We start from the raw sequence: 12,081 nt of genomic DNA, 5'->3' as shown, positions 1-12,081 counted from the left end.
GGAAGGCCCCCAGGCCTCAGACTTTGCTTCGGGCTAGACGCACCAATGCCAACCGAGCTCAGCCGGACCCGACCCGATTCTCATACCTCGTGGCGGCCGAAGGCCATGGGGGACTTTGCTGCAACTCAGGCTTGCACCGCGCGCCCAGGGCTTGCGCCCGCCCGGGGCCGGGAGAACGATCTCGCCGGTGGACGTCGTGGAGTTCCGGCCCCGGCCCGAGCAGTACGCGTGGACGTTCGGCGGCGTGGCACCGACGCACCGGATCGCCCCGGGCACGGCGCTGCGGCTCTGGACCGAGGACGCGTTCTCCGGACGCTTGCAGCGCACCAGCGACAAGCCCTCTCAGGTGCTGAACATGGCCGAGGTCAACCCGCAGACCGGGCCGTTCTTCGTCGAGGGCGCCGAGCCGGGCGACACGCTCGCGATCCACATCGCCGACCTCTCCCCGGCCCGGGACTGGGCCGCGTCCAGCACGATCCCGTTCTTCGGCGCGCTCACCGGCACCGACCGCACCGCGCTGCTCCACGAGCCGCTGCCCGAGCAGACCTGGATCTACCAGCTCGACCGCGAGCGCGGCACCGTGCACTTCGAGGCCCAGCGCTCGCAGCTGTCCCTGGAGCTGCCGATCGCCCCCATGCTCGGGACGGTCGGGGTCGCGCCGCCGGGCCGCGAGGTGCGTTCGAGCCTCGTGCCCGACACGTTCGGCGGCAACATGGACACACCCGAGATGCGCACGGGCACCACGTGTTACCTGGGCGTGAACGTCGAGGGCGCGCTGTTCTCCGTCGGCGACGGGCACTACCGGCAGGGCGAGGGCGAGAGCTGCGGCACCGCCGTCGAGGGCGCGATGGACGTCACGCTGGTCGTCGAGCTGATCAAGGGCGGGGCGCCGGCCTGGCCGCGGCTGGAGCACAACGACGCCTACGCGGTGGTCGGGTCCGCGCGCCCGCTGGAGGACGCGTGGCGCGCCTCCCAGGTCGGCATGGTCACGTGGCTCGGCGAGCTGTGCGGGCTGGACCCGCTCGACGCCTACCAGCTGCTCACCCAGATCAGCCGCTCACCGCTGGCCAACGTCTGCGACACGAACTACAGCGCCGTGACGAAGGTGGACAAGGCGCTGCTCGGCGCGGACCGGGCCGCCTATGGCGGCATGCACCGGCACCTGCGGGAACTGGCCCGCACGCTCGTCTGATCCGAGGAGGCTCCATGGACCTGCAGCTCGCGGGCAAGGCCGCGCTCGTCACCGGCGGCACGAAGGGCATCGGGCGGGCGATCGTCGAGTCGCTGGCGGGCGAGGGCGCGCGGGTGGCGTTCTGCGCGCGCACCGAGGCCGACGTCGATGTCGCGCAGGACGAGCTGCGCACGGCGGGCCACGACGTCACCGGCACGGCCGTCGACGTCGCGGACGGCGCGGCGCTCGCACGGTGGGTGAGCGAGTCGGCGGACCGGTTCGGTGGGCTCGACGTCGCGGTGGCCAACGTCAGCGCGCTGGCGGTGACGCCGGGCGAGGACAGCTGGCGGGCGAGCTTCGAGGTCGACCTCATGCACACCGTCCGCCTCGTCGACGCCGCGCTGCCGCACCTGGAGCGCAGTGGCGCCGGCTCGGTGGTGGCCGTCTCCAGCGTGTCCGGCCGGGAAATCGACTTCTTCGCCGGCCCGTACGGCGGCATGAAGGCCGCGCTCGTCCACTACATGGCCGGGCTCGCCCACCAGCACGCCGGCCGGGTCCGGGCCAACACCGTGTCCCCGGGCAACGTCTACTTCGACGGCGGCGTCTGGCAGAGCATCGAGCGCGACGACCCCGACTTCTTCGCGAAGGCCATGGCGCTCAACCCGACCGGGCGGATGTGCACCGAGGAGGAGGTCGCCTACGCCGTCACGATGCTGGCGAGCCCGCGCGCGTCGTTCATCACGGGAACGAACCTCATGGTCGACGGCGCGCTGACCCGAGGAGTACAGCTCTAGCGATGCGCGAGTTCCGGATCGAGATCCCCGAGTCCGAGCTGACCGAACTGCGGGACCGCCTCACCCGCACACGCTGGCCCGACCCGGCCACGGTGGGCGGCTGGACGCAGGGGGTGCCGCTCGACTACGCCCGGGAGCTGTGCGACCACTGGGCCCACAAGTACGACTGGCGACGGTGCGAGGCCGAGCTCAACGCACTGCCGCAGTTCCGCACCGGGCTCGACGGCGGCGGCGACGACACGGTCGAGGTGCACTTCATCCACGCCCGGTCGCGGCACGCCGACGCCGTGCCGCTGCTGCTCACGCACGGATGGCCGGGCTCGGTGATCGAGTTCCTCGGCGTGGTCGACGCCCTGACCGACCCACCCGACCCCCGCGACGCGTTCCACGTCGTCGTGCCGTCGCTGCCCGGGTTCGGGTTCAGCGGCAAGCCGACGGTCGCGGGCTGGGGCATCGAGCGGATCGCGACGGCGTGGGCGCAGTTGATGGACCGGCTCGGCTACGACCGGTACGGCGCCCAGGGCGGCGACTGGGGCGCGATGATCACCTCGGCGCTGGGCACCGGCGCGCCGGAGAACCTCATCGGCATCCACCTGACGATGCCGATCGCCCCGCCGCCGCCGGACGCCGACACGCAGAAGCTGACCCAGGCCGAGCAGGCCGGGCTGGCCGCGCGCAAGACCTTCCGGAAGGTGGCCACCGGCTACTCCAGTGAGCAGTCGACCCGGCCTCAGACGCTGGGCTACGGGCTCGTCGACTCCCCTTCCGGCCAGTGCATGTGGATCGTCGAGAAATTCTGGGAGTGGACGGACAACGCCGGTCATCCGGAGAACGTCATCCCGCGGGACCGCCTGCTGGACAACGTGATGCTCTACTGGCTACCCGGCACCGGGGCGTCGTCGGCGCGGATCTACTGGGAGAGCTACAAGCGCAGGCGGATGGACGAGGTGCCCGTGCCCACCGGGGTCACCCTGTTCCCGAAGGAGCTCTGGCGCCTGCCGCGGAGCTGGATCGAGCGCCGCTACACCGACCTGCGGTACTGGAACGAGCCCGAGACGGGCGGGCACTTTGCGAGCCTGGAGCAGCCCGACGTGTTCGTCGAGGAGCTGCGCACGTTCTTCCGTCCCCTGCGCTGAACGAGGACGCAGGCCTGCGCGGGCGAGGACCGGCGACTACCGTCACACAGCGCTGGAAACCCGGCAGGAGCACCCGATCGGTGACGACGGAGCGGGCGCGCAGCCGCGGTCGTCCGAGCGCGCGTTCCGGCTGCTCGCGGAGTACGCCGACGACCTCGTCGCCCGGCACGACCGCGACGGCACGTGGCGCTATCTGTCGCCGTCGCTGCGCCGGATCACCGGTTGGAGCGCCGAGGAGCTGATCGGGCGCCACACCGCCTGTTCTCCCTCAACCCGGCCGGGCGGGCGCTCGTCGGCCTGCCCGCCGACGCCGCGCGGCGGCTGCGGCGGACACAGTGCTCGTCGTGACCGTGGCGGCGGGGTCCGCCGCCGCCCGCGTCCTCACGCTCACCGGCCTCGCCTCGGCGCTCAACGTGCAGGTGCGGGAGGCAGGCGCCGCCTGACGGACGGGGCCCGCCGCCGGGTGCGGCGGGCGGGTCCCCCACCTCACGGTGTCGAGCTGCCAGAACGAGCACCCGTGAGCGTATTTGCAATCTACTTGCAGGAAGGCTCCGCCGCCACTGCATGATCGGCGAACGGTCGCTCGACCCGGTCGGCCCACACCGCGAGCAGCTCCTCGTCGTGCGACACCGCGAGCACCCCCACCCCGTCCGCGCCGGCGAGGTCCGCGACCACCCCCACGAGCACGGCCGTGGTCGACGCGTCGAGCATCGCGGTCATCTCGTCGCAGACCAGGTACCGCGGCCGCAACACGAGCGCGCGGGCGAGGCAGGCGCGCTGCAACTGGCCGTCGCTGACCTCGTGCGGACGCCTGCCGAGCAGCTTGGCGGTGAGGCCGACGCGCGCGTGCAGCTTTTCCTCCCACCCCTCGTCGCGGCCACGGCGGGCGGCGAGCAGCGGCTCTGCGACGATCTCGCGCAGCGTGAGCCGGGGGTCGGACGCGAGCCGCGGCTGCTGGAACACCACCCCGACGGCGGTGCGCAGCGCGCGCGGTGCGCGGTAGCGGACACCGCGGGCGCGGACGCCGTCGATCTCGACCGCACCCGCCCACGGCGCCATCAGCAGCGCCAGCACCCGCGCGAGCGTCGACTTCCCACAGCCGCTGGGGCCGGCGAGCCCCACGACCTCGCCCGGCGCGACCGCGAGGTCGACGCCGTCGAGCACCGGGGCTCCGCGACGGTACCCGGCGACGATCCCGTGCGCTTCCATCGTCACGCCACCGCCACCTCCTCCGGGACGGGGGCGCAGGCCACCGCCCGATCGCCGTGCCACTGCAGCCGGGGGTCGGGCACGCACGTGTGCAGGTCCGGCCGGCGGCGCTCGAACCCGCAGCCCGGTGGCAGCGCCGTCAGGTCGGGCGGGTGCCCGGGGATCGCGGCGAACCCGCGGTCGGGCAGCGCGCCGAACAGGCCGCGGGTGTAGGGGTGCCACGGGTCGGTGAAGACGTCCTGGGCCGGGCCGAGCTCGATGATCCGGCTCGCGTACATCACCGCCGCGTCGGTGGCCACGCGCCGGGCCGCACGCAGGTCGTGGGTGATCAGCAGGACGGCGTGGCCGCGCGCGGCCATGTCGGCGAGCAGGTCCACGGTGCGGTCGACGAGCGGGCGGTCCAGCCCCGCCGTCGGCTCGTCCGCCAGCAGCACCGGCGGCTCGCCCGCGAGCGCAGCGGCGACCCCGACCCGCTGGGCCGTGCCGCCCGACAGCTCATGCGGGTGGCGGTCGAGCATCTCCCGCGGCAGGCCGACGTCGTCGGCCAGGCGCTGGACGGTGGCGAGCGGGTCGGCGTCGCCCGGCCGCAGCGCCCGCACCGTCTCGAGCAGCTGCACCCCGACCCGGCGCACCGGCGTGAGGTGCGTGGCCGCCGACTGCGGGACGAGCCCGACCCGCCTGCCGCGCACCTCGTCGCGCAGCCGCCGCTCCGGCGCGTCGAGCAGGTCAAGCCCGTCGAGCCCCGCGTTCCGCAGCCGGACGCTGCCCGCGACCTCCGCGTTCGCCGGCAGCAGGCCCATGATCGACGCGGCGAGCACGGACTTCCCGCACCCGCTCTCCCCCACCAGCGCCAGCAGCCTGCCCGGGCGCAGGGTGAAGCTCGAGCCCGTCACCGCGGTGACGATGCCCGCGCGGCCCCGCGCGCCGAGGCGGAACCGGACCGACAGGTCGTCCACCTGCAGCTCCGCGTTCACAGCCCCAGCTCCGATCGCCGCCGCGGCAGCGCCCGGTCGCGCCACCAGGCCGCCACGCCCGCCACCCCGAGCGCGGTGGCCACGAGCAGCAGCGCCGGGAACGTCACGATCCACCACGAGCCGAGCAGCACGGCGGCCCGCCCCTCCCCGAGGATGTTGCCGATCGACGCCAGGTGCGGGGGCAGCCCGAGCCCGAGGAAGCTCAGCGCCGTCTCGTGCCAGACGGCGTGCGGCAGCAGCAGCACCGTCGACAGCGCGGCCTGCGGCACGATCGCGGGCAGCAGGTGCCTGCGCAGCACCCGGCCCCGGGACGCCCCGCCGGAGATCGCGGCGTCGATGAACGGCCGCTCCCGCAGCGACAGCACCTCCGCCCGCACGATCCGCGCCACGCCCGTCCAGTGCGTGAGCCCGATCGAGGCGATCACCGCGAGCACCGAACCCCGGTACAGCGCCACGATCACGATGCCGAGCAGCAGGTGCGGCACGGCGTTCACGGTGTCGACCACCCGCATCAGCAGCCGGTCCGGCCAGCCGCCCAGCACGCCGGACGCGGCGCCGAACGCCGCACCCAGCACCGTCGAGACGACCGCGCAGACCGCCGCGACCAGCAGCGACACCCGCAGCCCCGCGAAGCTGCGCAACAGCAGGTCGCGGCCGTGGGCGTCGGTGCCGAAGGGGTGCTCGAGCGACGGTGGGAGCCGCACGGCGGTGTAGTCGACGACCCGCTCGTCCAGGCCGCCGAGCCACGGGACGAGCACCGATGCCACCGCGAGCAGCACGAGCACGCCGGCGCCCGCGACGAGCCGGGCCCTGGCCCGCCCGGCGGCGGCCCGCCCCCGCGGCGTCCCGGCCCGGACCCGGGCCGCGGAGCGCCACCGCGGCGCGGCGGCCGTCCCGGCGGGCTCGGCCGTCTTCTCGAGCGTCACCTCGGCGGTCATGCGCTTCCTCCCCGCGAGTCGCCCGTTTCCGTCACGCGAGTCGCCCGAATACGCCACGCGAGTCGCCGGGTTTCGACACGCGAGTCGCCCCTGCGCGGCCGGCCTGTCGGGGCGTGCTCAGCCATCGGCCACGACCCTCGGGTCGGCCAGCGCCACGGCTACGTCGGCCAGCAGCGAGCCCAGCAGCACCGCGGCCGTGGCCAGCACCGACAGCGCCGCGAGCATCGGGAAGTCGACGGCCAGCGCCGCCGTCACCACCGCCTCGGCGATGCCCGGCCACGAGAACACGGTCTCGACCAGCACGGCACCCGTCACCAGCTCCGGGATCCGCGTGCCCATCAGCGTGACGAACGGCAGGAGCGCGGTGGGCAGGGCGTGCCGCAGCACGACCGTCGCCTCGCCGAGCCCGCGGGCGCGAGCGCCCGCGACGTGGTCCTCGCCGAGCGCCGCCAGCAGCGAGCCCCGCACGTGCAGCACCAGCCACGGCGTCTGCGACACCCCGAGCACGAGCGCGGGCAGCACGAGGTGCCGGGCCACCTGGTCGACGGTGGCGGGCATCCCGGGGTCGGTCAGCCCCGCGACCGGCAGCCACCGGAAGCCCAGCGCGAACACCGCGATCGCGACCAGCGCCAGCACGAACGGCGGGATGCCCTCCATCGCGTGCCCGACCGCGGTGACGGCCCGGTCGAACAGCCCGCCCTGGCGCCACGCGGCCACGACCCCGGCCACGAGCGCCAGCACCACCGCGACCGCGAGGCCGACCGTCACCAGCAGGAGCGTCCACGGCAGCCGCTCCGCCACCACCTGCGCCACCGGCTGCCGGAACGAGCGGCTGGTTCCGAGGTCCCCCGACAGCACCCCGGAGAGCCAGCGCCCCAACTGCTGGAACACGCCGTCGTCGAGCCCGAGGCGGGCCCGGGTGGCGGCGAGGTCGGCCTCGGTCGCGGAGAACACGTCCACGCCGTAGTACTGGTGGATCGGGTCGAACGGCGAGGCCGCGGCCAGCAGGAACACCCCGACCGCGACGACCGCGAGCACCGGCACCGCGAACGCGAGCCGCCGCGCGACGAGCATTCCGATCTCGCGGGAGCGGGACGTCCGTCCGTTCACCGTAATGCTCATGCCTTCGGCGTCCAGTCCTCGACGTTCCACCACGGCCCCCACGTGGTGCCGTGCGTGTGCGGGTCGACGACCTGCTCGTAGCCGTCCCACTTCTCGCGCACCAGGTAGGAGTGGTCGAGGAAGACGAGGAACACGTAGCCGGGCGCCTCGGCGTAGGCCCGCTGCCACGCCTTCACCGCGGCCACCCGCTCGGCGGGGTCGAGCGCGCGGCGGGCCGCGTCCAGCGTGGCGTCCACCTCCGGGTTCGCGTACGAGCCCGGGTTGTTGAACCCGTCGCCGCCGTAGGAGCTGTGCAGCAGTGGGTAGCTCACGATGTCGGGGTCGAACGGGCTGCCGCCGCCGAGGACGAGCGCGTCCTGCTCCATCCGCGGCTCGATCGCCTCCCAGCCCAGCCCTTCGAGTGCGACGTCGATGCCGACCGCGCTCGCGTCGGACGTGAAGGCCTGCGCGAGGTCGCGGCGCACGGTGTCGGCCGCCGGGTACATCAGCGTGAACCGCGCGGGCACGCCGTCGCGGACCCGGATGCCGTCCGGACCGCGGACCCAGCCCGCCGCGTCGAGGATCCGCTCGGCCTCGGCACGGTCGAACCGGAACTGCGCGCTCGGCTCGGCGTACTCGGCGAGCACCTCGGGAATCGGGTTCGACGCGGGCCGCCCCTGGCCCGCGAGCAACCCGTCGATCATGCCCTGCCGGTTGGCGGCGTAGTTGAGCGCGAGCCGGATCGCCGGGTCGCTCGTCACGGGATGCGCGCTGGGCAGCGTGATGGCGCGGTAGTCGGCGCTGGGGTGGTGGCGCACGGTGTACTCCGAGCCGGCGAACGTCTGCGCCAGCGCCGGCGGCAGCACGGTGCCGTCGAACTCCCCGGCCTGCAGCCGCTGGGCCCGGGTGTTGTCGTCGGTGGCGAAGACGATCTCGATCGTCCGCACCGCGGGCGCACCGCCGAAGTACTGCTCGTTGGCCTCGAGCGTCATCGACGTGCCGCGCCGCCACTCCCCGAGCCGGTACGGGCCGGTCCCGATCGGCGCGGTGGAGAACTCCGACTGGGCCAGCGGCTCCGGCGTGGCCACCGCCTCGGCCGGCACGATCCCGAGCGTCAGCCGGTGCGGGAAGGCCGCGTCGGGTTGGGTGAGCGTGAACCGCACCGTGGTGGCGTCGACCTTCTCGACGCCGGCGAGCGTCACGAAGTCCGAACGGATCGACGCGGCGTAGGCCGGGTCGAGCAACGCCCGGTACGTCGCGACCACGTCGTCGGCGTCGAACGCGCTCCCGTCGTGGAACGTCACGCCCTCACGCAGCGGCACGGTCCAGGACAGCGCGTCGGCGGACGGGGTGGGCAGGGCCGCGGCCAGCGCGGGCTGTAGCTGCCGGTCGGCGTCGTGGGCGACCAGCCCGTCGAAGATCTTGGACGCGCCCTCGACGCCGTAGCCGAGCAGCGGGTGGAGGCTCTCGGGCTCGAAACCGTCGGCGAGCACCATCGTCGACCCGTCGGTCCCGCCCGTGCCGGCCGCACCCCCCGGGGCGGTCGGCACGGAGCACGCCGCGACGAACGTGGTGAGCACGGCACCGAGGATCAGCAGGACGCGTCGTGACACGACCGGACGGTAGCCACACTTGCGACCGAGTTGCAAGAGCGCACCCATGGCTGGAGCGAGCCGCGTGAGAGAGGTCGCCCAGGGCCCGTGGGGGATCAACCAGGGGATCCGGGGTGATCACCGCGAGAACGCCGTCGTGGTCCTCGCGGGTGCGGGGACGCGCATCTCACAGCGATCACGTCCCGTGTGATCGTCGCGAGAGCGCCGACGTCGTCGTCGACACCGCGCGGACGCGCATCTCGCGGCGATCTTTTCCGAACAGCGGCCGCGTCAGCTCGCGGTCCGGGGGGCCGCGGCGCGCAGGAGCAGGTGCATCCCGACGTCGGTGGAGCGCTCGCGGATGTCCCCCCGACCGCCCGGCAGGACGGGGTCGCGGGCGAGCACGAGGCCGTCGCCCGTCGTCACGCAGAAGCAGACGTAGCCGACCGGCTTGGCCTCGGTGCCACCGCCGGGGCCCGCGACGCCGGTGATGCCGATGCCGACGTCGGCGCCGAACCGGGCCCTGGCCCCGTCGGCGAGCGCCCTGGCCACCTCCGGCGACACCGCCCCGTGCTCGGCGAGCATCTCCGCGGGCACGCCGAGCAGATCCGTCTTCGCCGTGTTCGCGTACGCCACCACGCCGCCCGCGACGTAGTCCGACGACCCTGGCCGGTCCACGAGCCGGGCGGCGAGCATCCCGCCGGTGCAGGACTCCCCGGTCGCGACCGTCCAGCCGCGGTCCAACAGCGCGCGGGCGAGCAGCTCGTCGGTGCTGGTGCCCTCCGCACTGACTAGGTGCCGGGCGTGCCGCTGCGCGAGCCGGGCGTGCAGCTCGCCCGCCACCTCCTCGGCGCCGGGCAGCGGGTGCAGGTCGACCTCCAGCTCCGAGCGCCGCAGGCAGGTGGTGACCTCCACGCCGGACAGGTCGCGCCCGTCGCCGAGCTCGCGCAGGGTCGCGGCGATCTCGGACTCCGGCAGCCCGAAGTAGCGCAGGGAGAGGGCCGCCGCGGCGGGCACCCCGGCGAGGAGCTCCCGCATCGGGGCGGCGGCGAGCGCGGCGGGCCACATGCCCTGGAGCTCGCGCGGCGGCCCCGGCAACACCACGACGAGCGGTCCCCCCGGCCGAGGTACGACCAGGCCGGGCGCGGTGCCGACCGGGTCGAGCGCGACGGCCCCGCGCGGCACCATCGCCTGCTTGCGGTTGGCCGCCTCGAGCGCGGGCCCGCCGAAGCCGGTGCGGGCGGCCCAACCGGCGAGGATCCCGGCGATCCGCTCGTACATCGCCTCGTCGAGCGCGAGCTCGGTGCCCGCGAAGGACGCCACGACCTCCGCGGTGAGGTCGTCGGCCGTCGGGCCGAGCCCACCGCTGGTGACGATCAGCGCGCAGCCGCCTTCGGCGGCGAAGCGCAGCGCCCCCGCCAGGTCGGCGGGCCGGTCGCCGACGACCAGCACGTGGGCCACCTCGAAACCCAGCCCGCCCAGCTCGCGGGCCAGCCACGGCCCGTTCCGGTCGGAGATCGCCCCCGTCAGCAGCTCGCTCCCGGTGACCACCACCGCGGCGCGGGGCCGCTCACCTGCCTCCATGCCCAGGACGCTAGCGGCTCGCGGGCGCGTACCGGCGCCCACCGACGAACGGCCTCGCCCCTACCCGCTATGGCGGGCGGCGGAACGCCCCTCCCTCGAATGGGGGATGTTCTCAGTGTCGCCACAGCCGTTCGCCGGGCTCCCTGGACCGACGGTCGACAAACCGGACGAACGGCGCGCGCCCCGAGCGGCTCCCGCTACCGTTGTCGATGCAACCCGTTGTCGCACCACTGCCCGGAAGGCCCCCGGTTGTCCCCCTGGATCGCCCCGCCCGCACCCACGTGGGTCGCCGAGCTGGACCGGCGCGCCCCCATCTCCGAGCTCTCCGTCGACCGTCACTACGGAGCCGCACGCCTGCTCGTCACGGCGAGCGGCTCGCCCGTCGGGATCGTCGACGTGCCGCTGGTGGAGGGCCGCGCGGCGGCCGCGGACATCCGCCGGGCCGTCGACGAGCAGCTGGGCGAGCTGCCCGACCCGCCCCCGCCGCCGACGTCCACCGACCCGATCACCGTCGTCGTCGCCACCCGCGGCAGGCCGCGCAGCCTCGAGCGGTGCGTGCGCGCCGTGCTGGCCGGGGACCACGCCGACGTCACCGTGCTCGTCGTGGACAACGACCCCGCCGACGACCGCACGGCCGCCGCGGTGCGGGCGATCGGCGACGAGCGGGTCCGCTACGTGCGGGAGCCGCGGCGCGGCGCGTCCGTGGGGCGCAACCGCGGGTTGCAGGAGAGCACCACGCCGGTCGTCGCGTTCACCGACGACGACACCGAGCCCGACCGTGGCTGGGCGGCCCGGATCGCCGGGGCCTTCGCGGGCGCCCCGGACCTCGTCTGCGTGAGCGGCCCGGTGCTCGCCGCGCGCCTGGCCACGGCGGAGGAGCTGGCCGCCGACTCCGCGCTCGCCTGGAACAAGGGCTTCGAGCGGCGCAAGTTCTCCCTGGACGACCCGCCGGCCGACTCGGCGATCTTCCCGTTCTCCCCCGGGCTCTTCGGGATCGGCGCCAACCTCGCCGTGCGCACGGCCGTGGCCCGCGCGGTGGGCGGGTTCGACGAGGCGCTCGGCCCGGGCTCCCCCACGCACGGCGGGGAGGACTGCGAGTTCCTCGTCCGGCTGGTGCTGGCGGGCCACGTCATCGGCTACGAGCCGAGCGCATGGGTGTGGCACCACCACCGCCCCGGTGCCGACGCGCTGCACGCCCAGCTGCGCGGCTACGCGATAGGACTGGGCGGCTTCCTGACCAAGGTCGCGCTCGACCCGCGCGCCCGGGCCGCTGCCGCCCGCCGCCTGCCGGCCGCGCTCGCCCAGCTGCGGCACATCTCGGAACGGGAGAGCGGCGCGGGCGCCGGGATGCCCACCGGCACCGGACGCACCCGCCTGCGCGGCCTCGCCGCCGGCCCGTGGGCCTATCTGCGGGGCAGGCGCGCCGCCCGCCGGGCCGGGGGCCGGGTGCCTCCGCTCGTGGCACCGGACGGGCCGCCGTCCCAGCCCCTCGCCCTCACCCTTTGACGCCGACGCGGGGCAGGGTGGCGCCTCGACGCCACCCCTGCCCCGGCGGACCGGAGTCAGCTCCGCAAGCTCCGCT

Annotated in this window: 10 protein-coding genes and 1 pseudogene; 5 read left to right on the top strand and 6 right to left on the bottom strand. The window is 74.9% G+C overall.

The genetic code is table 11. The features are described from left to right. Positions 1–187: 187 nt before the first annotated feature. From KME75_RS23175 to KME75_RS46895, 4 genes and pseudogenes are all read left to right on the top strand, one after another. Complete coding sequence (locus KME75_RS23175) at positions 188–1,192, top strand: acetamidase/formamidase family protein (protein ID WP_219416978.1); 1,005 nt, start codon at positions 188–190, stop codon at positions 1,190–1,192. A gap of 14 nt (positions 1,193–1,206) precedes the next feature. After that, entirely contained in the window at positions 1,207–1,965 is a 759-nt protein-coding gene (locus tag KME75_RS23170; RefSeq protein ID WP_219416977.1) for an SDR family NAD(P)-dependent oxidoreductase, read from the top strand. A 2-nt stretch (positions 1,966–1,967) separates the two neighbouring features. Then, entirely contained in the window at positions 1,968–3,101 is a 1,134-nt protein-coding gene (locus KME75_RS23165; protein WP_219416976.1) for an epoxide hydrolase family protein, read from the top strand. Beyond that, positions 3,034–3,345 (top strand): annotated as a pseudogene (locus KME75_RS46895) (PAS domain-containing protein); the annotation flags it as partial. The gene KME75_RS23165 and the pseudogene KME75_RS46895, both read left to right, overlap by 68 nt. Positions 3,346–3,635: 290 nt before the next feature. On the opposite strand, the gene KME75_RS23155 reads toward KME75_RS46895, so the two are convergent. From KME75_RS23155 to KME75_RS23130, 6 genes are all read right to left on the bottom strand, one after another. Continuing rightward, complete coding sequence (locus KME75_RS23155; RefSeq protein WP_219416982.1) at positions 3,636–4,310, bottom strand: ABC transporter ATP-binding protein; 675 nt, start codon at positions 4,308–4,310, stop codon at positions 3,636–3,638. A gap of 2 nt (positions 4,311–4,312) precedes the next feature. After that, a complete protein-coding gene (locus KME75_RS23150) occupies positions 4,313–5,284 on the bottom strand; it encodes an ABC transporter ATP-binding protein (protein WP_219416974.1) in 972 nt (323 codons plus the stop codon). Next, a complete protein-coding gene (locus KME75_RS23145; RefSeq protein ID WP_219416973.1) occupies positions 5,281–6,222 on the bottom strand; it encodes an ABC transporter permease in 942 nt (313 codons plus the stop codon). The genes KME75_RS23150 and KME75_RS23145 overlap by 4 nt, the downstream gene beginning before the upstream one ends. A 117-nt stretch (positions 6,223–6,339) precedes the next feature. Beyond that, positions 6,340–7,332 (bottom strand): ABC transporter permease, encoded by a 993-nt coding sequence (locus KME75_RS23140; RefSeq protein WP_308283009.1) that lies wholly within the window; start codon positions 7,330–7,332, stop codon positions 6,340–6,342. Positions 7,333–7,340: 8 nt separating this feature from the next. Further along, positions 7,341–8,936, bottom strand: coding sequence for an ABC transporter substrate-binding protein (locus KME75_RS23135; RefSeq protein WP_308283008.1), 1,596 nt, complete (start codon positions 8,934–8,936; stop codon positions 7,341–7,343). Between the two features lie 270 nt (positions 8,937–9,206). After that, the gene (locus KME75_RS23130) at positions 9,207–10,499 is read right to left on the bottom strand and encodes a competence/damage-inducible protein A (RefSeq protein ID WP_246632660.1); all 1,293 of its coding nucleotides are present in this window, start codon (positions 10,497–10,499) and stop codon (positions 9,207–9,209) included. Positions 10,500–10,748: 249 nt separating this feature from the next. Here KME75_RS23130 and KME75_RS23125 point away from each other — a divergent pair, with 249 nt between their 5' ends. Next, positions 10,749–12,005 carry a glycosyltransferase family 2 protein gene (locus KME75_RS23125; protein ID WP_219416970.1) on the top strand — a complete coding sequence of 419 codons (1,257 nt, stop codon included), beginning with the start codon at positions 10,749–10,751 and terminating at the stop codon, positions 12,003–12,005. The last annotated feature ends 76 nt before the right edge of the window (positions 12,006–12,081 follow it).

The organism is Pseudonocardia nigra (assembly GCF_019396355.1).
In the GTDB taxonomy this organism is placed as follows: domain Bacteria; phylum Actinomycetota; class Actinomycetes; order Mycobacteriales; family Pseudonocardiaceae; genus Pseudonocardia; species Pseudonocardia nigra.
Note: the sequence above shows the minus strand (reverse complement) of the source record. Positions and strands in the feature narration are given on the sequence as shown.